The organism is Roseobacter sp., assembly GCF_045106495.1.
GTDB lineage: Bacteria > Pseudomonadota > Alphaproteobacteria > Rhodobacterales > Rhodobacteraceae > Roseobacter.
Genome location: NZ_JBGCEQ010000013.1, coordinates 30,009 through 53,663 on the forward strand (window position 1 = coordinate 30,009; position 23,655 = coordinate 53,663).

Below are 23,655 nucleotides of genomic sequence, written 5' to 3' on the forward strand. Positions count from 1 at the left end.
TCACGGCGCGGGGCGGTGGGCGCGCGCGGTTTCTGGCCCGGCCAAAAGCCGTCATATCCCGCCATGCCAGATCAGCTTGCTGTTGCTGCTGCCGTCGACGCCCGGGCTGATGCCATAGGCGGCGCGGTAGCTCTTGGAAAAATGCGACAGAGATTTGAACCCGCAGGCGACACAGACATCGGTCACGGAGAAATCGGTTTGCCGCAGCAGATCGCGGGCTTTTTCCAGCCGCAGCCTCAGATAGTGTCGCTTGGGCGATAGGCCGACGTATTTGGCAAAGAGACGCTCCAGCTGACGGGTGGAGATTTCCACGATGGCGGAAATCTCATCCGGTGTGAGCGGGTCTTCTATGTTGTTTTCCATGATCTGCATGGCCAGTGCCAGCTTGCCGTTACGCACTTGCGTATGTGTTTGCAGCGACATGCGCTGGGCATGATCGGGCAGGCGCGGGTCGGTATAAACCATCTGATCGGCCACCCATTTGGCCAGATCTACGCCATAATCCGCTCTGATACGCTCCAGCATCATGTCCATCGATGCCGCCCCGCCCGCCGTGGTGAAAACCCGCCCATCGATGGAAATTATCGTATCCTCCATGATGACATCGGGGAGTATTTCGGTCAGGGCAGCGCGGTATTCCCAATGTGTGGTGACGCGCTTTCCGGCCAGAAGACCCGCGCGTGCGAGGATATAGGTGCCCGATGACAAGGCGCCGAAATCCATGCCGCGGCGCACTTCGCGGCGCAGCCAGTTGGTCAGGGTCTTGCTGGCACTTTTGCCCACGTCCTCGCCGGCGCAGATCACGATTGTCTCCGAGCGGTCCAAGGCCACCAGCGGCCCATCGACCTGAGTGACGACCCCGTTGTAAGCGGGCACGGGCGCGCCATCCTCGCTGAGCAGCCGCCAGCGATAATACGGGTCGGCGCCAGGGTGACGGTTCGCCAGCGAAAGTGCCTCGATCGCGCAGGCGAATCCCAGTTGCGAATAGCCTGGCACCAGCACAAAGGCATAGGGTTTAGCCGCATGCTGCAAGGTCATTTCGGGGTCCGATTCCGGCTCAGTGCGAGATCGTACATTAGCTTCCCAGACCTCCATTCTGGCGCGTTTTGATACGCTAACGTCTCTGTAGACTGTCCCCATTGAACGATCTCTGATCTGTACTAAGCAAGTACCTAGTTTTGCTGTTGTAGGTTTTTTCCCTTTTTTGACATTGGGCTTTTTAGGACAAACAAGCGAAAGCGGCCTTTCAACGTCAAGCTTTGGTCGGCGGCTATGCGGACAATACCGCCCTTCACCCACCAAGCAAAGACAATGCCGCCGCTAAGGCTAGTGCATATCCACCAAAATGGCGGCCGCGTGTGAGCCACATGTTCCCCGATGCCCCGACGGCATATACAAAAGCCACCATCACCGCGACTGCAAGGCGCATTTCTGGATCGAGGGTAAACGGAGCCAGAACCAGCGCAGCACCGCCTGCGAACCAATAAACGGCCGTCATTTGGAACACGGCGTAATTCAGTCTCAGCATTGCCCGGGATGGCCCAGTGAGGGGCTGCAATACTTTTTTGTGCCCAATAAATCCGTGTCCAACAGCGACAAGCATTCCGCACGCGCCACCCATAATCAATAAAGCGTTGTCCATGCTCTACTCCATACATATATGTATGCCCTAAACTTGCCGCTGGAAGGAGTCAAGACAGTTGTGTATGGTATTCCCATGTCAGACCATCTAACAAAAGAAAAATGGGTCCAGCACGGCTTGAGAACCCTAGAAAAAAAGGGTTTTAACGCGCTCAAGGCGGAACCTTTGGCAAAAGCGTTGAAGGTGTCGCGTGGAAGCTTCTATTGGCATTTTAAAGATATCAGCGTTTTTCAACGTGCTGTTCTGGATCTTTGGCGGCAACGCTCAACCCTACAGGTGATCGCCGACATTGACAGGCTAGACAGTAGCGCGGGCCGATTGCGTGCTTTGATGCAAAGAGCGTTCAATTCGGATCGTGATTTAGAGCGGGCTGTTAGGGCATGGGCAATTCCAAATCCAGAGGCCGCAAGTGCTGTCGTTTCGGTAGACAATGAACGGATAAACTACATCAATGACCTGTTGGCAGCGCACGATGCTGCCGACGCTTCGGCTCGAAGCAAGGCAACCTTTCTTTACTGGGCCTATCTGGGTCAAATGATGATGGCGAATGGCAATGACATGCAATTCACGGATGTTGAATTTGAGAAAATAATTGCCCTTTTCCACTCGTAAGAAGCAGGATTCGTTGAAAATAAGTGCATTCTAGGAGGCGCAATGGGCTCTGACCGGTCGTCCGACTTTTTTGTCATATGACCGCGCTGCGTCGGAGGACATGCCACTCAGTCTTGTGATAGGATTTCGGCCTGAGCCGGAGTCGACCCCTTTCAGCTTCGGTCTAAAACCGGATGTATCATGGCCAAAAGATCGTCGCAGTTGATAGTGAAAATCACGGTTTGGCGTGTCGGGACAGTTGCACCGCCAGAATGCCCACTGTGATGATCGCCACACCCAGCACATCGCGCAGCCCGAGGCTCTCGTCCAGGAGCAGCGCTGCTATGGCGACGCCGAATAACGGGTTGAGAAAGTGGAATGTGGCCGCTCGTGTTGCACCGATCCGGTTGACCAGCCAGAACCACACGAAGGTCGCGGCCAGTCCGGGCACCAGCGTGGTATAGGCAAAGGCGGCGGCCAGAGGCCAACTGGGCGTGACCCGCGGCGTTTCAAAGAGCGCTGTTGCGAGGGCGAGAGCCGCACAGCCGACCAGCATTTGCAAGCCGACGATCATCAGGAAATTGCCGCCGGATGTGGCCCCCCGCACGGCGAGTGTGGCAACGGTCAGAGCGACTACGCCGATCGTGCAGAGCATCAGGCCAACGAGATCGACGCCACCGGTGATGCGTGCGCCCATGATCAAACCGACACCGATCACCCCGGCCACCAGCCCTGCGACGCTCAGGGGTTTGAGGTTGTCTCCGAGAAAGACCCACCCGGCAAGTGCCACGAGCAAAGGCATGGTCGAGGCGATGATTGCGGCGACAGAGGCCTCAATGGTCTGCATGGCCACGAAATTCAGCCCGAGGTAGACGGCGTTTTGAAGTACGCCGAAGACGATGGTCGCGCGCCATTGTTTTGGTGTCAGCTGCCACGTCTGCCCCAGCATCCGGGCAATGGCGACCCCAAGCAGCCCGGAGATTAGATAGCGCAGGGTCAGGGCGGCCAACGGCGAGGCATCGGCTACAATGATCCGCGCGGATGTAAAGGCCGACGACCACATGAGCGCAAAGCCAAGCCCTGCGAGGATTGCGCGGATGTCCATGGGGGCCTTTCTGACGGGTCTGCCTTTGGCGCGACCTTTTCCTAAATCATCGGCAAGGGCAAGGTGCGGATCGGCCCGCGCGCCAGTGTGCTCTGTCGCCGCCACGGGCTCTGGACACTGCGGAAAATCTGGCTAGGTTTCCCGCATAGGTTACGTTCAGGGAGAGACACAATGTCTGACACGATGCTCGACGACACAAGCCAGGCGCCAGAGAAATCCAGTGACGGTCGCATCGACGCGCTGTTTTTCAAAAGCCGCAATGTGATCATCGCCGGCGAGATCAACGACAAACTTGCGCAGCGCACGGTGACCCATTTGCTGGCGCTAGCGGAGGAGAGTGACGATCCGATCAATGTTTATATCTCTTCGCCCGGCGGCCATGTGGAAAGTGGCGATATGGTGCATGATGTGATCAAGTTCATCCGCCCCAAGGTGCGCACAATCGGGTCCGGGTGGGTTGCCAGCGCGGGCGCGCTCATCTTTGTCGGTGCGGCGTCGGAAAACCGCTATTGCCTGCCGAACACGCGGTTTCTTTTGCACCAGCCCCGTGGTGGGATCGGCGGACAGGCCACGGACATGATGATCCAGGCAGAGCAGATCCGGATTATGACGGAACGGTTCTATACGTTGTTTGCCACGGCGACCGGTCAGACCCGCGAAAAGATCGAAGCCGACATCGGGCGCGATTTCTGGCTGACCACGCAAGAGGCCCTGGACTACGGTCTGGTCGGGAAGGTGATTTCATCGGTGGATGAGTTGGGCGCATGAGCTTGTTTCGCCAGGGGTTCTGACAAAAAAGGGCCGCCCAAAGGCGACCCTTGAACAGTCTAGCATGTGCGGTGGTTAGCCGTTCACGCTGTCTTTGAGCGCTTTGGCGATGGTCATTTTGACCACCTTGTCCGCGTCTTTTTTGAATTGCTCACCGGTGGCAGGGTTGCGCACCATGCGCTCCGGGCGTTCGCGGCAATAGATTTTGCCGACACCTGGAAGCGTAACCGCGCCGCCGCCTGAAACTTCACTTGTGATCAGGTTGCAAACCGCGTCAAGCGCTGAACCTGCGGATTTCTTGTCAACACCCATCTCTTCGGCCAGTGCCGCGACGAGTTGAGTTTTTGTCATTGGTTTTGCCATTTTCTTATTCTCCTTCGCTGCCCGAACAGTAGGGCCTCATGACCAAAAACTACCCGGATGTTGTGTATCAACACAACGATTAGTAGAGCAATGCAAGCAAAAATATGCAAAATTAACCTATTTTATTGGGTTTTTGGTCCTCAGAGGAAGGCTGTCTCCTCAAACGAGCGTAATTTCCGACTGTGGATGCGTTCCAGCGGCATCTCGCGCAGGCGTTCCATGGCATGAATTCCGATCATCAAGTGGCGTGCGACCTGCGTTTTATAGAAGTCTGAGGCCATGCCGGGGAGCTTCAATTCGCCGTGCAGGGGCTTGTCCGAAACACATAAGAGCGTGCCGTAGGGCACCCGGAACCGGTAGCCATTGGCGGCGATTGTGGCGCTTTCCATGTCCAGTGCGACGGCGCGGGATTGGCTGAGGCGTTGCACCGGGCCGGATTGGTCGCGCAACTCCCAGTTGCGGTCGTCATAGGTGGCGACCGTGCCTGTGCGCATCACGCGCTTGAGCTCGTAGCCTTCGAGATTGGTGACCTCGGCCACGGATTGCTCCAACGCGATCTGAATCTCAGCCAGCGCCGGGATCGGTACCCAGGGCGGCAAATCGTCATCCAGCACGTGATCTTCGCGCAGGTAGGCATGGGCCAGCACAAAGTCGCCGAGCGCCTGAGAATTGCGCAGCCCGGCGCAGTGCCCGACCATCAGCCAGGCGTGGGGGCGCAAGACCGCGATGTGATCGGTGGCGGTTTTGGCATTGGAAGGGCCCACGCCGATGTTGACCAGCGTGATGCCTGAGCCATCAGCGCGTTTGAGATGGTAGGTTGGCATCTGAGGCGTCTTGATCGGATCGGCGAGCGGTTGGTCGCCAGCGGTGATGGTCGCGTTGTCGGTGGAGACAAAGGCGGTATAGCCCGAGGCCGGGTCGTCAAGCTGGGTCCGTGCGTAGGCTTCGAATTCGGAAACGTAGAACTGGTAATTGGTAAAGAGCACATGGTTCTGAAAGTGGCTGGCGTCGGTCGCTGTATAATGGGTCAGCCGCGCCAGTGAATAATCCACCCGCTGTGCGGTGAAAGGGGCCAGGGGCCCGACGCCGTCGGTTGCGACATAGGTGCCGTTTACGATGTCATCATTGGTGGTCGACAGATCCGGCACGTCAAAGACATCGCGCAGAGTGAAGTCGGCGGCGCCTTCTTGCGGCACGGTGATATGGGCGTCATTGGCCACGGCGAAATGCACCGGCATGGGCGTTTGCGAGGGGCCGATGCTGACAGGTTGGCCGTGGTTTTCGATCAGCAGGCCGATCTGTTGGATCAAGTAGCTGCGAAAGAGATCCGGGCGCGTGATGGTGGCGCGAAAGCTGCCGGGCGCAGAGACATGACCAAAGCTCAGGCGGGTATCGACCTGCGCGTAGCTTGAGGTTTTAAACAACACTTCGGGATAGAAAGCACGGACGCGTTTTTCCGGTGCGCCTTGCGTGATGGCCTTGATGAAGTGGTCGCAGAGAAAGGTGCTGGCCTGGTTGTAAAGCCCCTCCAGTCGCGCCACCGCAGCGGTCGCATCATGGAATTCCTCGGCGACAGGGGCGTTCGGGGTTTGTATTTCGGTCATGACAAGGGCTCGATTACTGGAATGAATTCAAAACTGCGAACGTCTACTAAGCCCAGATCGGAAATCCGAAGCTCCGGGATGACCACAAGGGCCAGCAACGAATGCTGCATATAGGCGTTATTGAGTGTGCAGCCACAGTCGCGCATGGCCTGCATCATCTGATCCGCCTTGGCGGCAACTTCGGTGGCAGGGCGGTCTGACATCAGGCCAGCGATGGGCAGTTCGACCAGAGCCAATTCTACCCCGTCCTTGAAGATCACGATGCCGCCGCCGACCTCGCCCAATCGGTTGGCGGCCTGCGCCATGTGGTCCACGTCGGTGCCCACCACGATCATATGGTGACTGTCGTGGGCCACGGTGGAGGCCATGGCCATTGGCCCGTCATAGCCAAAGCCCGAGACAAAGGCGTTGGTTACGGCGCCCGTGGCGCGGTGGCGTTCGACCAGCGCAATCTGGCAGACTTCGCCCGTGGCCTGTACACGGCCTTCGGTAACTGGCAGCTCGAATTGCAAGGCCTTAGTCGGGGCCTGATTTTCCACAACGCCGATCACATTGGCGCGCACGGCATTGGCCCCGGTGGGCGCGGGGATCTTGAAATCATCCGGCCCCAGCGCCTTGCCCATATGGACGGTTTGACGGGCTGCGTCAGGCCAATCGAAATGCGGGCAATCCACCAGACAGGTGCCATCTTCCGCAATGATCTCGCCCCGTGCGATCACGGTTTCGATGGGCAGAGATTTCAAATCCGATGTCAGGATTACATCGGCCCGACGGCCCGGTGTCAGGGAGCCGATCTCGCGTTCCAGGCCAAAATGCGTGGCAGTGTTGATCGTGGCCATCTGCAATGCGACCAGCGGATCACAGCCGCAATCGATCGCGTGGCGCACCACCCGGTTCATATGCCCCTCGCCGACCAACGTGCCGGAGTGACAATCGTCTGTGCACAGGATCATATTGCGCGGGTCGAGGCCTTTTTCGGTGATGGCGGTGATCTGGGTTTCGACGTCATACCAGGCCGACCCCAATCGGATCATCGACCGCATGCCCTGGCGCATCCGCGCGATGGCGTCGGCCTCACAGGTGCCTTCGTGGTCGTCCGCTGGCCCGCCCGCGACATAGCCGGCAAAGGCCGGACCCAGATCGGGTGAGGCATAGTGCCCGCCCACGGTTTTACCGGCGTTCTGGGTGGCGGCGATTTCGGCCAGCATCTTGGGATCGGCGTTGGATACGCCGGGGAAATTCATCATCTCGCCCAGCCCGATGATCCCGGGCCATTGCATGGCTTCCGCCACGTCTTCGGGCGATATCTCGAAGCCGGTGGTTTCCATGCCGGGCGCAGAAGGCGCGCAGGAGGGCATTTGGTTGAAGATGTTGACCGGTTGCATCAACGCCTCGTCATGCATCATGCGCACACCGTCGAGCCCCAGCACATTGGCGATCTCATGCGGATCGGTGAACATGGAGGTGGTGCCATGCGGAATGACCGCACGGGCGAATTCCGCCGGGGTGAGCATGCCGCTTTCGATGTGCATATGCCCGTCGCACAGGCCGGGGATCATATAGCGCCCATGCGCCTGGATGACCTTGGTTTTGGGCCCGACACAAGAGGCGGCATCGGGCACAACACAGGCGATGCGACCGGCGGCAATGGCGATGTCGTAGCCGTCCAGCACCTCTCGGGTATGGACATTGACCCATTTACCGCCCTGTATCACTGTATCTGCGGGGCTTTGACCCGTGGCAACGGCGATCAGCTGGGCTGCTGCTTCGGGCCATGTGGGAAAAGTTTTCTGCGTCATGTCCCTAGGTGACACGGGTTTTAGGGATGTTCAAGCGAGGAGCGCATCAGATGGACTATGAAACTGTCTCGGCGGATGATTTCGGCAAAAGCCTGCGTGGGATCGGTCTGAACCTACTCGTGCGGGATGTGCGGGGGACCAGCGCCTTTTTGCACAGTGTATTTGATATGGGTGTGCATCGACTGAGCGCGGATTTCGCGATCATCACCTATGGCGCGGAAGTCTTTCAGTTGCACAGTGACGGCACCTATGGGGCCAACCCGCTTTTGGGCTTGCTGCCGGAAAACCCGCCGCGCGGGGCTGGTGTTGAGATTCGGCTCTACGACACGGATCCGGAAGAGGCCGTTGCCAAGGCAGAAGCGCTGGGGGCTATGATCCTGCAACCGCCCACGGACAAACCTCACGGCCTGCGCGAGGCCTACATCTTGTGTAACGATGGGTATGCCTGGGTGCCCAGCCGGGCAATTTAGACGGGTCGGACAAGGGGCCCTTGGGGCGGGCATTAGACCGCCCCGCGTCCGAAGATCTCTTGTCGTAACCAGCTTGAAAACGCTTGTGCAGACGGCATGGCCTGAGCGCGGGGGGATTGGATCAGGTAGTAGGCTTCCTGCATCCGGGCGCGGTGAGCGAAGGGCACGATGAGGTGGCCCGCATCGATCAGACCCTGTGCGATGATGTCGTGCGCGAGCGCCATGCCGCCGCCCGTTACGGCCACGGAGAGCGGGATTGAATAGGTTGTGGCATAGGTCACCACGGGGTCGGACCAGTCCAAGCCCTGCTCTTCGGCCCAGACCGCCCAGGTGCCCATCATGTTCGAGCAGTCATAAAGCGGGTGATGCGCCAGCGTTTCGAGCGTCACCGGATAGCCCGGTGCGCAGACAGGGTAGTAGTGATCGGTCGCCAGAAGTTCCGCATGGACTTGATCTGAGGGGCGCACGGAGAACCGAATTTCCACATCCGCCCCCTCGGCCATGTCACGGGCTTCCCAAAGCTCTGTCATCAGATTGATTTGCACCTCGGGATGGGCTTGTCGGAACCGGGGCAACCGCGGCGCAAGCCATTGAATGGCAAAGGTCAGGTTGCATTGGATCTGGAGCACATCGCTTTCGTTTCGTGTAAGCGCGCGGGTGCCATGAGCAAGGGTGCGGAAAGCGTCGCGCACCACGGGCAGATAGCTGATGCCGGTTTGCGTGAGTTCCAGCGCGCGCGGGCGGCGGTGAAACAGCGGGCGCCCCAGAAACCCTTCCAGGGCTTTGATCTGCTGGCTCACAGCGCTTTGGGTCATGTTCAAGTCCCGCGCAGCCCCGGTAAAGCTGAGGTTTCGCGCCGAGGCTTCAAAGGCGCGCAGCCAGTTCAGAGGGGGCAGGCCAGTCACTATAACGTATCCATTAGTTTAACTTATGCGTCACTTACGATTTTTTCATTGGTCAAACAAGCGCTTTGGGTGTTCTCCTATGGGCGATCAGACCGGAGGACGACCACATGACCGTGACCCAAATGCGCCCCAATATGGACAACTGGCAAGAACGCGTGGATCTCGCCGCGGCCTTTCGCTGGACCGTGCGGCTGAACATGCACGAAGCGGTGGCTAATCACTTTAGTCTGGCGATCAATGACAGCGGCACAAGGTTTCTGATGAATCCCAATCAGATGCATTTTTCGCGCATCAAGGCCTCGGATCTGATTGTGGTGGATATCAATGATCCCAAAGCCCTCGAGGGCCCGGACGCGCCGGACCCCACAGCTTGGGGCCTGCACGGTGGGATGCACCGCCACTGTGCCCATGCCCGGTGCGCGATGCACGTGCATTCGCCTTATGCGACCGCGCTTGCAGCGCTGGCCGATAGCCGACTTCCACCGGTGGACCAGAACGCTTGCATGTTCTTTGACAGGGTTGTCGTGGATGAAAACTACGGCGGGCTTGCGTTTGAGGAAGAGGGCGAGCGCTGTGCGCAACTTTTTGATGACCCGAAGAAAAAGGTCATGGTCATGGGCAACCACGGCATCATGGTCATTGGCGACACGGTCGCCGACACCTTCAACCGGTTGTTCTACTTCGAACGCGCCTGCATGACTTATATGATCGCGCTGCAAACGGGCAAACCACTGCGTGTTCTGCCGGATGATGTGGCTGAAAAAACCGCGCGCGAGATTGAAGAATACCCCGAACAGGATCTGCGCCATCTGGCCGAACTCAAAGCCATCCTGGATGAGGAAGGATCCACCTATGCCCAATGACGCGGAGGCCCGCGAGGCCGGGCGATGGAATTTTCGGCCGGAAACACCGCTTGCACAAAACCCTCTGTTTCAATGGCCCTCCAAACCGGCCGCCGTTTTTCGCTGGTACGCGGCGTTCTGGCTGGAACTGTCGACAACCACTCTTTGTTTTGTCATCGCTGTGGCCGCTTATTTTCTGATTTTGCCCGACCTTGCAGAGATGCAGGTGCTGGGCTGGGCTTGGGTAGCGCAGGTCTGGATCGCCAATTTGGTGCCGCAGGTGATGTGCGCAGGCACCTTGCATTATTGTTTGATCATGCGCAAAGGGCAGGGGGACCGCACCAAATACGACCCCCGCGATCAAGCGCGCGACAATGGCGGTTTCACCTTTGGCAATCAAGTCTATGACAATATGTTCTGGCACATTGCCAGCGGCATCACGATCTGGACGGCGGCGCAGGTGGCGGTGTTTTGGGCCATGGCAAATGGCTATGCGCCGGTTGCGCTCTTCCCGGGCAATCCGCTCTGGTTTGTTGCGTTTTTTGTGCTGATCCCGATCTGGTCGAGCTTTCACTTCTATTGGGTGCACAGGCTGCTGCATTGGCCGCCGCTGTACAAAATGGCGCATGCGCTGCACCACAGGAACGTGAATGTGGGGCCTTGGTCGGGCATCTCGATGCACCCGATTGAGCACATCCTGTTTTATACAAACTTCGCGATCCACTTTATTGTGCCCAGCCACCCGTTGCATGTGCTGTTCCATGGCTATGTGCAATCCACGCACCCGGTATTCTCGCACTCGGGGTTTGAAGACCTTGTGGTCCAAGACAAGCGCCGGGCGCAGATCGGGGTGTTCTTTCACCAACTGCATCACCGCTATTTCGAATGCAATTACGGCACAGTCGAAATGCCCTGGGACCGTTGGTTTGGCAGCTACCATGATGGATCGGCGCAAGCCACAGAAGAAACCCGCGCGCGCAAAAAGCAGATGTATACATGAATTACGGCCTCACGGACGAGCACCATATGATCGCGGATACGGTCCGCAGCTTTGTGGAAAACGAGATCTACCCGCATGAAGATGTGGTGGAGCGCACTGGCGAAGTGCCGCAGGAAATAGCCGATGAGATCAAACGCAAGACCATAGAACTTGGGTTTTATGCCTGTAATTTTCCGGAATCCGTCGGGTGTGCCGGTTTGAATCATCTGGAGTTTGCGCTGGTGGAGCGCGAATTGGGTCGTGGATCGATGGCCTTGAACCATTTCTTTGGCCGCCCGCAGAACATCCTGATGGCCTGTGAGGGCGCGCAGGTGGAGCGCTATTTGATGCCGGCGGTGCGTGGCGAAAAGATGGATGCCTTGGCGATGACCGAACCGGGTGCGGGATCTGACGTGCGCGGTATGAAATGTGCAGCACGACGCGAGGGCGGGGATTGGGTGGTGAATGGCACCAAACATTTCATTTCCGGTGCGGAGCATGCCGATTTCATTATCGTCTTCATTGCCACAGGCGAGGATCAGACACCAAAAGGCCCCAAGAAACGCATCACGGCCTTTCTGGTGGATCGCGGCACGCCGGGTTTCACCATCCGGGACGGTTACAAATCGGTCAGCCATCGTGGCTACAAGAACATGATCCTCGATTTCGACGAGTGCCGCTTGCCGGATGCGCAGGTGCTGGGCGCGGTCGATGGCGGGTTCGAGGTGATGAACACCTGGCTTTATGCCACGCGGATCACTGTGGCCACGATGAGCGTAGGGCGCGCGCGCCGTGTCTTTGACTACGCGCTGAACTACGCGGCGGAACGCGAGCAATTCGGCCAGAAGATCGGCAAATTCCAGGGGGTCAGCTTTCAGCTGGCGGATATGGTGACCGAAATAGATGCCGCCGATTTGCTCACACTGGCCAGTGCGGACCGGCTCGACAAGGAATTGCCAGCCAACCGCGAGATTGCCAGCGCCAAGCTCTATGCTTCCGAGATGCTTGCGCGTGTCACCGATGCTGCAATCCAGATTCACGGCGGTATGGGGTTGATGAATGACTACCCGCTGGAGCGGTTCTGGCGCGATGCGCGGGTGGAGCGGATCTGGGACGGGACGTCGGAGATCCAGCGCCACATCATCAGCCGGGATCTGCTGCGTGCCCTGGGGGCCTGAACCCTGATGGCCAGGAACCTGAGTCGTTTGCTGCACCCGCAGTCGATCGTTGTGATCGGCGGTGGCGAATGGTGTCGGCAAGTCATCGTGCAGGCTGTGGCGCAAGGCTACGTCGGTCCGATCTGGCGGGTGCATCCCGATCCGGCACCGGTTGAGGGGATCGCCGCCCATGCAACCATCGCCGAACTACCAGTGGTGCCCGACGCGGCTTTCATTGGGGTCAACAGGCATCTTACGGTTCGCGCAGTGGGTGAATTGGCGCGACGGGGCGTAGGGGGGGCGGTTTGTTTTGCCTCCGGGTTTTCCGAGGCGGTGGCCGAAGACGCGCAGAGCGCCGATTTGCAAGCCGATCTCGTGCAGGCAGCGGGTGATATGCCGATCCTTGGGCCGAACTGCTATGGGTTCATCAATGCGTTGGACGGTGCGCTGTTATGGCCGGATCAACATGGATGCGCCCGGGTTGAGACGGGCGTCGCGATTCTGACCCAAAGCTCCAATATCGCGATCAATCTGACCATGCAGCTGCGCAGCCTGCCCCTGGCTTACGTAGTGACTTGCGGGAATATGGCACAGACCAGCCAGGCGGAAATTGCCACGGCCCTGCTGGAGGACAGGCGCATTACGGCGATTGGTCTGCATATCGAGGGGTTTGGCGATGTGGCGGCTTGGCATGCTTTGGCGTTGAAGGCGCAGGCCAAAGGTGTGCCTCTGATCGCATTGAAGGTCGGCGCATCAGAGCAAGCGCGACAGGCCACCGTTTCGCATACTGCGTCGCTGGCCGGCAGTGAAGCAGGGGCTGCGGCGCTGCTGCGCAGGTTTGGCATTGCGCGGGTCCATGATTTGCCGTGTTTTCTGGAGGCCTTGAAACTCTTGCATGTGAGTGGGCCATTGCAGAGCAACGCACTGTCCTGCATCAGTTGTTCTGGTGGAGAAGCCAGCCTTGCAGCGGATACTGCGGCGGATTTGAACCTAGTGTTTCCGCCGCTGCAGGACAGCCAGAAATCAGACCTTGAGATGGCCTTGGGGCCCATGGTGGCGTTGTCTAACCCCTTGGATTATCACACCTATGTTTGGGGGGATGTGGAGCAGATGACGGCCGCCTGGTTGCCGATGGCCGCAGCGCACATTGGCCTGGTGATGTTGATCATCGACTACCCGCATACTGACGCCAGTGCATGGGAGGCCGCCACGCAGGCTGCGATTGCCGTGCGCGCAGAAGCCGGGCGGCCTGTGGCCGTTGTCGCGACCCTTCCGGAGTTGATGCCGCTTGACGTTTCCGCACGTTTGCTGGCCGCCGGTGTAACGCCGATCTGCGGGCTGCGCGAGGCGATGGTGGTGTCTGAGGCGGCGGCAAACATGACGCCGCTTCAGGATGTCGCGCCGCTTGTGCCGGGGGCCGTGCTGCCGCCGCGGTTGCTGTATGAGGCCGAGGCCAAGGATCTTTTGCGTGCCCATGGGGTGCCGGTGCCGAAAGGCGTTGTTGTACCATCCACAGCAGATTTCGGTCTGGCTGCAGGCATCACCGCACCCTTGGTTTTGAAGGGTCTGGGTCTTGCGCATAAGTCCGAGGCCGGCGCTGTGCGGTTGAATTTGACCCATGATTCGCTTGCTTGTGTCGCCGGTGGCATTGTGGCGGAGAGCTTTCTTGTCGAAGAGATGGTCGAGGACGGCGTTGCGGAATTGCTGGTCGGTGTGACCAGGGACGCGGCGCATGGGTTTGTGCTGACACTTGGCGCGGGTGGCGTCATGACTGAGCTTTGGCAGGACACAGTGTCGCTTTTGTTGCCCGTGACAGAAGCGGATGTCCAGGCGGCGATCAAAGAGCTCAAGACATATCCCTTGCTCGCCGGTTACCGTGGCAGGCCAGCGGCAGATATCACCGCCATCACGGCGGCCATCATGGGGCTGCAAGCCTGCGTCATTGCGCATCAGAGCACAATGAACGAAGCTGAGATCAACCCGTTGATCTGTACCAAAGACCGCGCCGTCGCAGGTGATGCGCTGATCATGATGGCCGCAGGCCCACCCCAAAAGGAGACGTAGATGGACCCGATTAAAACCACCCGAAAAGGGGCCATTTTGCAGGTCACCTTGGATCGCCCCAAGGCCAATGCCATCGATCTGGTGACCTCCCGCTTGATGGGCGAAGTATTTGCCGATTTCAGGGATGATCCCGAGCTGCGCGTGGCCATTCTAACCGGGGGCGGCGAAAAGTTCTTTTGCCCCGGTTGGGATCTCAAGGCCGCTGCAGAGGGGGACGCGGTGGATGGGGATTACGGCGTGGGTGGTTTTGGCGGCTTGCAGGAGTTGCGCGGGCTGAACAAACCGGTCATTGCAGCGATCAATGGGATTGCTTGCGGCGGCGGGCTGGAATTGGCACTGAGCTCTGACATGATCCTCGCAGCGGAGCATGCCAGTTTTGCGCTGCCGGAAATTCGTTCCGGGACGGTGGCAGATGCGGCTTCGGTCAAGCTGCCAAAGCGCATTCCCTATCACATTGCCATGGAACTGCTGCTGACGGGCCGTTGGTTCGACGCGGTCGAAGCCAAACACTGGGGTCTTGTGAATGAGATTGTACCAGCGGGCGACCTGATGGACCGGGCCTGGGCTCTGGCGGAAATGCTCGCCTCCGGACCGCCGCTGGTTTACGCGGCCATCAAGGAAATTGTGCGCGATGCTGAAGACGCCAAATTTCAGGATGCCATGAACCGCATCACCCGACGACAATTGGAAACGGTTGACCGGCTCTATGGCTCCGAAGACCAGCTGGAAGGTGCGCGCGCCTTTGCCGAAAAGCGCGACCCGGTCTGGAAAGGCCGCTGAGGCAAACCGGGACGCGGGGCTTGAACCTCTGGCTTTGGACGTTCACCTTACACCCATGACAAAAACGCTTCTTTCGATCGGGCACGGTTTTTCAGCACGCGCGCTGGCGGCACGTCTATTGCCGCAGGGCTGGCGCGTCATCGGCACCACACGCAGCGCTGAAAAAGCTGCCCAGATTTCCGCCACGGGTGTGGACCCTGTGATCTGGCCGGGCACGGATCTGGCGCCGCTTCTGGGCGAGATCGATGCATTGCTGATTTCTGCCGGGCCCGGACCTGATGGTGATCCGACGCTGAATGCGCTGCAGACAGAGATTTCTGCGGCGGCCCCGCGTTTGCCGTGGGTCGGATATCTGTCGACCACAGGGGTTTATGGGGATCATCAGGGCGGTTGGGTGGATGAGACATCACCTTTGACGCCCTCGACCAAGCGCGGTCAAGCGCGTGTGGCAGCGGAAAGCCAGTGGCAGTCGATTGCCGGTCTCAACCTGCATATTTTCCGCCTGGCGGGTATTTACGGCCCCGGACGTGGACCCTTTGCCAAGGTCCGCAATGGGACCGCGCGGCGTATCATCAAGAAAGGACAGGTATTCTCGCGCATTCACGTTGAGGACATCGCGCAGGTTCTGGAGGCTTCGTTGGCGCAGCCCAATCCGGGCGCGATTTACAACCTTTGCGACGATGACCCGGCGCCGCCTCAGGATGTGATTGCCCATGCCGCGGAGCTTTTGGGCCTACCGGTGCCGCCTGAAGTGGATTTCGAGACTGCCGAGATGACCCCAATGGCGCGCAGCTTCTATGCCGAGAGCAAAAAAGTGCGCAATGACAGGATCAAGGAGGAATTAGGGGTCAAACTGCTGTATCCGGATTACCGGACCGGGCTGAAGGCGATGCTCTGACCCAGCGGAGGCCGCGTTTTGAAGCCCATCGAGGTCCTGCGCTGGGCGGGTTCAGGCCCGCGCTTCGCCGATCTGAGCCACGCCGAGAACGCTGAGGACTTTGCTTTCGATCTCGGCGGCATTCATGCCTGCGACCTTGTACATATCTGCGGGGCTTGCTTGATCAATGAAGATGTCGGGCAGCACCATTGAGCGGTATTTCAGCCCCGTATCGAAAACGCCCTCTTCGGCAAGCAAGTGTGCCACATGGCTGCCAAATCCACCCACGGCTCCTTCTTCGATGGTGATCAGAGCCTCATGGTCTGCCGCCAGTTGTAGGATCAGATCACGGTCCAAAGGTTTGGCAAAACGCGCGTCCGCGACGGTGGGCGTGACACCCCGCGCTGAAAGTGTTTCAACGGCTTTTTCAACCTCTGCCAGACGGGTGCCAAAGGACAGCAGCGCCACCCGCGCGCCTTGCGAGATGATCCGGCCCTTGCCAATTTCCAGCGGTTGTCCGCGTTCGGGCATATCAACACCATTGCCTTCTCCGCGCGGGAAACGGAAAGCGATCGGCCCGGTATCATGGGCTGCGGCAGTGGCCACCATGTGTTTCAACTCCGCCTCATCGGCGGCGGCCATCACCACGAAACCCGGCAGATTGGACAAATAGGCAATGTCAAAGGCGCCCGCATGGGTCGCGCCATCCGCGCCCACAAGGCCGGCGCGATCTATGGCGAACCGCACCGGTAGGCGTTGGATCGCAACATCATGCACGACCTGATCGTAGCCGCGTTGCAGAAAAGTGGAATAGAGCGCGCAGAAGGGTTTCATGCCCCCTGCCGCCAGAGCCGCGGAAAAGGTCACGCCATGCTGCTCGGCGATGCCCACATCAAAACACCGGCTGGGGTAGCGCTCGGCAAAGAGGTTCAGCCCGGTGCCATCCGGCATTGCCGCCGTCACCGCGCAGATCTTGTCGTCTTCGGCAGCCTCCTGCAACAGGCTGTCGGCAAAGACACGGGTATAGCTGGGTGCATTGGAGGCGGCCTTTTTCTGCGCGCCGGTGACCACGTCGAACTTGGCAGTGGCATGGCCCTTGTCCCGTGCGGTTTCGGCCGGGGCGTAGCCCTTGCCCTTTTTGGTGAGCACATGGATGAGGATGGGCCCGGTGGCGCGGGCTTTGACCGTGCGCAGGACCGGCAGCAGCTGGTCCATATCATGCCCGTCGATTGGGCCCAGATAGGAGAACCCGAGCTGTTCAAAGAGGGTGCCGCCAACGGCCATGCCTTTGAGGATATCCTTGGCGCGTTTAGCGCCTTCGCGGAAGGGCTCGGGCAGCAGACTGACCGCCCCTTTGGCGGCGGCCTTGAAGTCCTGAAACGGTTCTTCAGCGTAGAGCTTGCTGAGGTATGTGGACATGGCACCGACGGGTGGGGCAATCGACATCTCATTGTCGTTCAGGATCACAATCAGGCGCTTTTTCAGGTGCCCCGCGTTGTTCATCGCCTCATAGGCCATGCCGGCACTCATGGAGCCGTCGCCGATCACCGCAATCGCATCGCCGAGGCCTTCGGGCACCACCCCGCCCAGATCGCGCGCCACGGCAAATCCCAAGGCGGCAGAGATCGAAGTGGAACTATGGGCCGCGCCAAAGGCGTCATAGGGCGATTCGGCGCGTTTCGTGAAACCGCTCAAGCCGCCTTTCATGCGCAATGTGCGGATGCGGTCGCGGCGTTCCGTCAGGATCTTATGCGGATAACATTGGTGCCCGACATCCCAGATGAGCTTGTCGCGGGGGGTGTCAAAAACCGCATGCAGCGCCACGGTCAACTCCACGACACCCAGACCGGCGCCGAGGTGTCCGCCGGTCTCGGAGACCGCAGAAATGGTTTCAGAGCGCAACTCATGGGCCAACTGCGTGAGCTGGGCATCAGACAGTTGTTTCATATCGGCGGGTCGATGCACCATGTCCAACAAAGGCGTTTTGGGGGTCTCTGACGTCATATTACTGTCTCTCAATGCGCACGCGTCACAACAAAGCGTGCGGCTTCTTTTAAGGTGTCGGCGTCATTTCCGTAACCCGCCAAGCTGTCACAGGCCTGCTCAACGAGTTCGTCAGCCCGTTTGCGCGCGGCGTCCAGACCCAGGAGCGACACAAATGTGGCCTTGCCTGCTTCGGCATCTTTGCCAACGGCTTTGCCGATGGTGTCGCTGTTGCCGGTCACGTCCAGCACATCATCGGCGATCTGAAATGCCAGACCCAAGGCCTGTGAATAGCGCTGCAATGCCGCTGTATCGGCCCGGGCCAGACGGGGACCCGCCGTGGCGGACCATTCGATCAATGCACCGGTTTTACCTTGTTGCAAGGCGGTTATCTGGTCGAGCGTCAAAGGTGCTGAGGCAGTTTCAGCGGCCATGTCGAGGGCCTGTCCCAGCACCATGCCTTGCACGCCGGCGGCTTTGGCGAGGGTAGCGGTCAGTGTCACACGTACCTCAGGCGGGCCGGTCTCAGGTCTCGAGACCAAATCAAACGCCAATGCCTGCAGCGCGTCACCGGCCAAAACCGCCGTGGCGTCATCCCATTTCTTGTGGACGGTAGGCTGGCCGCGACGCAGATCGTCATCGTCCATGCAGGGCAGATCGTCGTGCACCAGCGAATAGGCGTGAAGGGCCTCAATCGCTGTGGCGGGCCAGATCGCGCGGTCAGGTCCAACGCCGTGCAAACGCGCGCTTTCAAGGACCAAAAACCCGCGCAGTCGTTTCCCGCCGCCGGTGGCATGCGCCATTGCATGAACAACGGGGAGGTCATCCAAAACCGCAAGGACCTGATCGAAATGTGTCTGAATGGCCCGAGCAGAAGTGCCCAGACGTTCGGCGAACATGGTCAGAGCCCTTCAACCGGCGTAACACCCGTTGGTTTGCCGTCGCCATCAAGCGTGATTGCCGCGACCTTTTCTTCGGCCTCCTTCAGCTTGGCCTCGCACCGGGCTTTCAAAGCGGCACCGCGCTCGTAAAGCGCAATGCTTTCATCCAACGCCACATCGCCACGCTCCAGCTGCCCAAGCACTTTCTCAAGCTCGGCCATGGCTTGCTCGAAGCTCATCTCTTCGGTGGGTGTGTCGGTCATGCTGGAAGGTCCTGTATCTTGCGTCACGCTTTTCTAATGGCATTTCGCGCGCAGCACCAGTCCGTGGTGCATGACGGCGGTTCAAGTAGATGCAGGAAAGGTGCGGCGCGGGTCAAACTCGCAGCGGCGCTGCCGCGCAATTACTATTCCGGAGCCAGCATGTATCCCGCGCCGCGCACTGTTTGCAAAAACCGTGGCTGTTTCGGATCGTCTTCGATTTTGCGACGCAAACGCGTGATCTGCACGTCAACGGCACGCTCCTGCGCCTGTCCTCTGTCGCGGCCCAGTTCTTCGACCAACTTGGACCGGCTGATGGGCTCGTTGCAGCTTGCGGAGAATATTTTCATCAATTGCATCTCTGTGGCGGTCAGCCGCACCAGATCTTCGCCCTGCCACATCTCGCCCCGTTCCATGTCATATTTGATTGTGCCGAGAGACAGGACTTTTGGTGCGGCGTGGTCTATGAGGGTTTCGGGCATACGCCGCAGTATAGCGTTTATGCGTAACAACAGTTCCTTAGGCTCGAAAGGCTTGGCCAGATAGTCATCTGCACCAGCTTCCAGGCCCTCAATTCGATTGCCTGTCTCGCCCTTGGCGGTCAATAGCAATATGGGAACATCGTGGGTTTCGCGCAACGCCTTTGTAAACGACAACCCGTCCTCGCCCGGCATCATGATGTCCAGAACGATAAGGTCAAAATCCAGACCTGAAAGAATGCGCCGGGCATGTGCTGCATCACGCGCGGCTGTCACCAGAAACCCGTTGCGCATCAGGAACTTTTGCAAAAGCGTCCGTATGCGTTCATCGTCATCCACGATGAGCAGGTGCGCGTCCATATCACTCATTGGCTGCTGTCCTTCAAGCGGTTGTAGGCAAAGCGCATTTCCCGGTCCATCATCGCTTCCAACACTTGCCTGAACCCGGCCACGGCCTCAGGCCCTGCTTCGCGAAAGGCCATGCGCATGCGCACACGTTGGGCATCTGAGAGTTTCTGTTCCAGCGCTTGGCCTTCTTGGGTCAAAAACAAATGGCGCTCGCGCTTGTCACGCTTGCCAACCTTGCTTTCTACCAGACCATCCTCGATCAGGGTACGCAAGACACGGTTGAGAGATTGTTTCGTGACACCCAGTATATTGAGTAAATTGTTTACTGTTGTGCCGGGTGCACGGTTGATAAAGTGGACCGCCCGGTGATGCGCGCGACCATAAGCCATCTCTGCCAGAATGCGGTCCGGGTCGGCGGTAAAGCCGCGGTAGGCAAAGAACATCGCTTCGATGCCTTGCCGCAGCCGCTCGTCAGTTAAAAACAGAAGGTTTTCGCCGCTGTGGGCCGTTGTGCTCCGACCATCCGCCATACTTTGTCCCACGTTCTATAAATTTTGTTTTGGCGAGCATATGTCAGTGTTGTTGACATTCCAAGGGTGAAGAGCTATCGAATCGCAGCTTTTGCGCAATTTTATGTCCGTTTCGGTCGTATTTTGCGCAATATTTGAAAACATGATGCTCTGGGGAAGGAAAGACGATGGCAGGCGCTTATAATGATCGTGATGGTACAATCTGGATGAACGGGCAAATGATCCCGTGGCGTGATGCCAATATTCATATTCTGACCCATGCCATGCACTATGCCTCTTCGGTTTTCGAGGGCGAACGGGCGTACAACGGCAAGATTTTCAAAAGTCGCGCACATTCCGAACGTCTTAAGCGCTCGGCGGAGATGATCGATTTCGAAATTCCCTACACCGTGGATGAGATCGAAGCCGCGAAGGTCGAGGTTTTGACCGCAAGTGGTTTGCAGGACGCTTATGTGCGCGCCGTCGCCTGGCGTGGTGCGGGCGAAGACATGGGTGTCGCCTCCGCGCGCAATCCGGTTCAGATGGCGATTGCCGCTTGGGAATGGGGTGCCTACTACGGCGACGCGAAAATGAAGGGCGCCAAACTGGACATTTCCAAATGGAAACGCCCAAGCCCTGAGACGATCCCCAGCCATGCCAAAGCGGCGGGTCTCTATATGATCTGCACAATGTCCAAACACACCGCCGAAACAAAAGGGTGTTCGGATGCGATGATGTTCGATTATCGCGGCTATGTGGCCGAAGCGACCGGGGCCAATATCTTCTTTGTTAAAGATGGCGAAGTGCACACCCCTGATCCGGATTGTTTCCTCAACGGAATCACCCGCCAGACGGTGATCGGCATGCTGAAGGACCGCCAGATCAGGGTGCATGAGCGTCACATCATGCCCGAAGAGCTTGAAGGGTTTGAGCAATGCTGGTTGACCGGCACAGCGGCTGAGGTCACCCCCGTCGGCCAGATCGGCGAGTACAATTTCGAGGTTGGCAGCATCACGCGTGAGATTGCGCAGAGTTATGAGACGTTGGTGCGAAGCTGACGCCTGAAGGGTTCTTGATGCCACATGCGGAAATTAAGTTCTCCTCTGATTTGTCGTTTGACGCTGTTGCCGTGTTGCGGGTGATCGAAACGACAATTCTAGAGCATGACGACGGGTCGGGCGCGTGCAAGGGACGTGCTTATCCGACCGATCTCTTTCACCACAGCCATTGCCTCATAGCGATCTCGATGTTGCGTAAGCCGCATCGGGATACCGCCTTTACGGCGCGGCTTCTGGATGCGCTGGAGTTGGCAATAAAGCAGCAGATAAAGGAGCCGTGTTATTTCTCATTGGTATTGGATTATAGCCCCATGACCTATGTGACAAACACGCATCCGGGTGCCGTGGAGACGCTGGACTAGGCTGACTTTTGGACGTTACAAAATCTTGTCCTTTCCGTTACAAGTGTGTCTCTCAAGCGTTACGTAAAACCAGTTCCATGTGACGGTAGCCACACGCCACACGGAGAATTTGATGACACGTCTCATACGCCCCACCCGCCGCGCCGTTCTTGCCGGATCCACTGCTTTCGTCACCAGCCTCGCCATGCCCGCCATCAGCCGCGCCGCGTCGCGTCCTGTGTTCACCCATGGCGTTCAGTCCGGCGACGTAGACACATCGTCAGGTATGATCTGGACCCGTACTGATCGCCCCGCGCGGATCAGCATGGACGTGTCCACCACCGAGAGCTTTGCCGATGCACGTCGGCTGGCATTCATGGATGCAATCCCAACAAGCGACATGACGATAAAACGTCTGATCGGCAATTTACCGTCTGATCAGGATATCTTTTACCGTTTCGTCGCGGCTGACCTCAACGACATTAATGCTGTGTCGGAACCCTTGGTAGGTCGGTTCCGTACCGCCCCGATGGCCCGTCGCGATGTCCGGTTTGCCTGGTCGGGGGACACTGCGGGGCAGGGCTGGGGAATTGATGATGCGGGCATGGCCACCTATGCCACCATGGCGCAGCACCAGCCTGATTTTTTCATCCATTCCGGCGACACGGTCTATGCAGACGGCCCGATGCAGGATGAGGTGGAACTCAAAGATGGCACCCTTTGGAAAAACACCGTGCTGCCGGATGAGAAACGCAAGGTCGCCGAGACGCTGGATGAGTTCCGTGGTCAGTGGAAATACAACATGCTGGACCAACATGTTCAGGCCATGAACGCGGTGGTTCCGACCTTCATGCAATGGGATGACCACGAGGTTGTGAACAACTGGTCGGACAGCAAGGATCTGATGAGCGATGACCGCTACACCGAGAAATCGGTTCATATGCTGCAATCCCGCGCCACACGGGCCTTCCACGAGATGACGCCACTGCGGATTACGCCCGAAGAACCGAACCGGGTCTATCGCAAGATCAACTATGGCCCTTTGCTGGATGTTTTCTTTCTGGATCTGCGCAGCTATCGCGGACCGAACACCGCGAAAGTCAGCACCGAGCTCACCGAAGATCAGCGGGTGCTGGGCGCGGAACAGATGGCATGGCTGAAGCGCGAGTTGGCAGCATCCGAGGCCACATGGAAGGTGATCGCCTCTGACCAGCCCATTGGACTGATCGTTTGGGACAATTTCCGCGAACAGTCGGGTGCCGAGGGGATTGCCGATGGTCAGGACGGTCCGGCGATGGGCCGCGAGGTCGAACTGGCGGAACTCTTGCGGTTCATCAAAACGGCCAAGATCGACAACACCGTCTGGTTTACTGCGGATGTGCATTACACGGCGGCGCATTACTACAACCCGGACAAAGCGCATTTTCAGGACTTTGAGCCCTTCTGGGAATTCGTTTCGGGACCGCTGCATGCGGGCACATTCGGACCCAACGCGATGGACGCGACATTTGGTCCCGAGGTCAAATATGTGAAAGCGCCGACAGAGGCGCAGGGTGTCAACCTGCCGCCCTCCATGGGCTTGCAGTTTTTCGGGTTGGTGGACATCGACGGGCAAACACAGCAAATGAAAGTGAGTCTGATGGACCGTGCTGACACTTTGCTCTACTCGGTGACGTTGGATCCAAAGGGCATCAGCATCTAAAACCATTTGCCAAAAACCGGTTACTTTTGTGCATGCCGCTCGCACCCGGGCGGCATGCTTTTTGCCATTTCTGGGGGAATTCCGGAACACAAATACGGGCAAAGTGAACTTGCACACAGATGGTTGCGCGGCAGTGTGCTAATATCTT

The 23,655-nt window shown here is 58.5% G+C and carries 24 protein-coding genes; 12 read left to right on the forward strand and 12 right to left on the reverse strand.

The genetic code is table 11. From position 1 onward, the window contains the following. Positions 1–51 precede the first annotated feature (51 nt). Both AB8B75_RS10880 and AB8B75_RS10885 read right to left on the reverse strand, forming a co-directional pair. On the reverse strand, positions 52–1,038 hold the full coding sequence (locus tag AB8B75_RS10880; RefSeq protein WP_405362161.1) for a GlxA family transcriptional regulator: 987 nt from the start codon (positions 1,036–1,038) through the stop codon (positions 52–54). Positions 1,039–1,291: 253 nt separating this feature from the next. Continuing rightward, positions 1,292–1,642, reverse strand: a complete 351-nt coding sequence (locus AB8B75_RS10885; protein ID WP_405362163.1) for a hypothetical protein — start codon at positions 1,640–1,642, stop codon at positions 1,292–1,294. Between the two features lie 75 nt (positions 1,643–1,717). Here AB8B75_RS10885 and AB8B75_RS10890 point away from each other — a divergent pair, with 75 nt between their 5' ends. Continuing rightward, positions 1,718–2,254, forward strand: coding sequence for a TetR/AcrR family transcriptional regulator (locus AB8B75_RS10890; RefSeq protein ID WP_405362165.1), 537 nt, complete (start codon positions 1,718–1,720; stop codon positions 2,252–2,254). A 214-nt stretch (positions 2,255–2,468) separates the two neighbouring features. Here the strand turns inward: AB8B75_RS10890 and AB8B75_RS10895 are convergent, their stop codons facing one another. Beyond that, on the reverse strand, positions 2,469–3,338 hold the full coding sequence (locus AB8B75_RS10895; protein WP_405362167.1) for a DMT family transporter: 870 nt from the start codon (positions 3,336–3,338) through the stop codon (positions 2,469–2,471). A gap of 171 nt (positions 3,339–3,509) precedes the next feature. Here AB8B75_RS10895 and AB8B75_RS10900 point away from each other — a divergent pair, with 171 nt between their 5' ends. Then, positions 3,510–4,106, forward strand: a complete 597-nt coding sequence (locus tag AB8B75_RS10900) for an ATP-dependent Clp protease proteolytic subunit (RefSeq protein WP_405362169.1) — start codon at positions 3,510–3,512, stop codon at positions 4,104–4,106. Between the two features lie 75 nt (positions 4,107–4,181). On the opposite strand, the gene AB8B75_RS10905 is transcribed toward AB8B75_RS10900, so the two are convergent. The 3 genes from AB8B75_RS10905 to ade all read right to left on the reverse strand — a co-directional run bounded on the left by AB8B75_RS10905 (position 4,182) and on the right by ade (position 7,872). After that, positions 4,182–4,469 (reverse strand): HU family DNA-binding protein, encoded by a 288-nt coding sequence (locus AB8B75_RS10905; protein ID WP_405362170.1) that lies wholly within the window; start codon positions 4,467–4,469, stop codon positions 4,182–4,184. A 140-nt stretch (positions 4,470–4,609) separates the two neighbouring features. Beyond that, positions 4,610–6,073, reverse strand: coding sequence for an AMP nucleosidase (locus AB8B75_RS10910; protein ID WP_405362172.1), 1,464 nt, complete (start codon positions 6,071–6,073; stop codon positions 4,610–4,612). Then, a complete protein-coding gene (ade, locus tag AB8B75_RS10915; protein WP_405362173.1) occupies positions 6,070–7,872 on the reverse strand; it encodes an adenine deaminase in 1,803 nt (600 codons plus the stop codon). Before ade ends, AB8B75_RS10910 begins: the two co-directional genes overlap by 4 nt. Before the next feature lie 50 nt (positions 7,873–7,922). On the opposite strand from ade, the gene AB8B75_RS10920 reads away from it, so the two are divergent. Beyond that, positions 7,923–8,342: a VOC family protein gene (locus tag AB8B75_RS10920; RefSeq protein ID WP_405362175.1), complete on the forward strand. Its 420-nt coding sequence runs from the start codon at positions 7,923–7,925 to the stop codon at positions 8,340–8,342. A gap of 32 nt (positions 8,343–8,374) precedes the next feature. Here AB8B75_RS10920 and AB8B75_RS10925 read toward each other — a convergent pair whose 3' ends face one another. After that, on the reverse strand, positions 8,375–9,247 hold the full coding sequence (locus AB8B75_RS10925) for a LysR substrate-binding domain-containing protein (protein ID WP_405362177.1): 873 nt from the start codon (positions 9,245–9,247) through the stop codon (positions 8,375–8,377). Positions 9,248–9,354: 107 nt separating this feature from the next. Here AB8B75_RS10925 and AB8B75_RS10930 point away from each other — a divergent pair, with 107 nt between their 5' ends. The 6 genes from AB8B75_RS10930 to AB8B75_RS10955 are packed head-to-tail and all read left to right on the forward strand — an operon-like array spanning position 9,355 to position 15,967. Next, entirely contained in the window at positions 9,355–10,110 is a 756-nt protein-coding gene (locus AB8B75_RS10930; RefSeq protein ID WP_405362179.1) for a class II aldolase and adducin N-terminal domain-containing protein, read from the forward strand. Further along, positions 10,100–11,089 (forward strand): sterol desaturase family protein, encoded by a 990-nt coding sequence (locus tag AB8B75_RS10935; protein WP_405362181.1) that lies wholly within the window; start codon positions 10,100–10,102, stop codon positions 11,087–11,089. Before AB8B75_RS10930 ends, AB8B75_RS10935 begins: the two co-directional genes overlap by 11 nt. Then, positions 11,086–12,246 carry an acyl-CoA dehydrogenase family protein gene (locus AB8B75_RS10940; RefSeq protein WP_405362183.1) on the forward strand — a complete coding sequence of 387 codons (1,161 nt, stop codon included), beginning with the start codon at positions 11,086–11,088 and terminating at the stop codon, positions 12,244–12,246. The genes AB8B75_RS10935 and AB8B75_RS10940 overlap by 4 nt, the downstream gene beginning before the upstream one ends. A gap of 6 nt (positions 12,247–12,252) precedes the next feature. Beyond that, entirely contained in the window at positions 12,253–14,289 is a 2,037-nt protein-coding gene (locus tag AB8B75_RS10945; RefSeq protein WP_405362184.1) for an acetate--CoA ligase family protein, read from the forward strand. Continuing rightward, positions 14,290–15,069, forward strand: coding sequence for a carnitinyl-CoA dehydratase (locus AB8B75_RS10950; RefSeq protein WP_405362186.1), 780 nt, complete (start codon positions 14,290–14,292; stop codon positions 15,067–15,069). A gap of 55 nt (positions 15,070–15,124) precedes the next feature. Continuing rightward, positions 15,125–15,967 (forward strand): SDR family oxidoreductase, encoded by an 843-nt coding sequence (locus AB8B75_RS10955; protein WP_405362232.1) that lies wholly within the window; start codon positions 15,125–15,127, stop codon positions 15,965–15,967. 51 nt (positions 15,968–16,018) lie between these two features. Here the strand turns inward: AB8B75_RS10955 and dxs are convergent, their stop codons facing one another. From dxs to AB8B75_RS10980, 5 genes are all read right to left on the reverse strand, one after another. Beyond that, on the reverse strand, positions 16,019–17,950 hold the full coding sequence (gene dxs, locus AB8B75_RS10960) for a 1-deoxy-D-xylulose-5-phosphate synthase (RefSeq protein WP_405362188.1): 1,932 nt from the start codon (positions 17,948–17,950) through the stop codon (positions 16,019–16,021). An 11-nt stretch (positions 17,951–17,961) separates the two neighbouring features. Then, entirely contained in the window at positions 17,962–18,828 is an 867-nt protein-coding gene (locus AB8B75_RS10965; protein ID WP_405362190.1) for a polyprenyl synthetase family protein, read from the reverse strand. Positions 18,829–18,830: 2 nt separating this feature from the next. Further along, positions 18,831–19,073: an exodeoxyribonuclease VII small subunit gene (locus AB8B75_RS10970; RefSeq protein WP_405362192.1), complete on the reverse strand. Its 243-nt coding sequence runs from the start codon at positions 19,071–19,073 to the stop codon at positions 18,831–18,833. A 143-nt stretch (positions 19,074–19,216) separates the two neighbouring features. Next, the gene (locus AB8B75_RS10975) at positions 19,217–19,918 is read right to left on the reverse strand and encodes a response regulator (RefSeq protein WP_405362194.1); all 702 of its coding nucleotides are present in this window, start codon (positions 19,916–19,918) and stop codon (positions 19,217–19,219) included. Continuing rightward, a complete protein-coding gene (locus AB8B75_RS10980) occupies positions 19,915–20,427 on the reverse strand; it encodes a MarR family winged helix-turn-helix transcriptional regulator (RefSeq protein WP_405362195.1) in 513 nt (170 codons plus the stop codon). The genes AB8B75_RS10975 and AB8B75_RS10980 overlap by 4 nt, the downstream gene beginning before the upstream one ends. A 167-nt stretch (positions 20,428–20,594) precedes the next feature. Here AB8B75_RS10980 and AB8B75_RS10985 point away from each other — a divergent pair, with 167 nt between their 5' ends. The 3 genes from AB8B75_RS10985 (at position 20,595) to AB8B75_RS10995 (ending at position 23,507) form a co-directional block, all read left to right on the forward strand. Beyond that, the gene (locus AB8B75_RS10985; RefSeq protein WP_405362196.1) at positions 20,595–21,464 is read left to right on the forward strand and encodes a branched-chain amino acid aminotransferase; all 870 of its coding nucleotides are present in this window, start codon (positions 20,595–20,597) and stop codon (positions 21,462–21,464) included. Between the two features lie 17 nt (positions 21,465–21,481). Then, the gene (locus AB8B75_RS10990; RefSeq protein WP_405362198.1) at positions 21,482–21,826 is read left to right on the forward strand and encodes a hypothetical protein; all 345 of its coding nucleotides are present in this window, start codon (positions 21,482–21,484) and stop codon (positions 21,824–21,826) included. Positions 21,827–21,938: 112 nt separating this feature from the next. Beyond that, positions 21,939–23,507 carry an alkaline phosphatase D family protein gene (locus AB8B75_RS10995; protein ID WP_405362199.1) on the forward strand — a complete coding sequence of 523 codons (1,569 nt, stop codon included), beginning with the start codon at positions 21,939–21,941 and terminating at the stop codon, positions 23,505–23,507. Positions 23,508–23,655 lie beyond the last annotated feature (148 nt).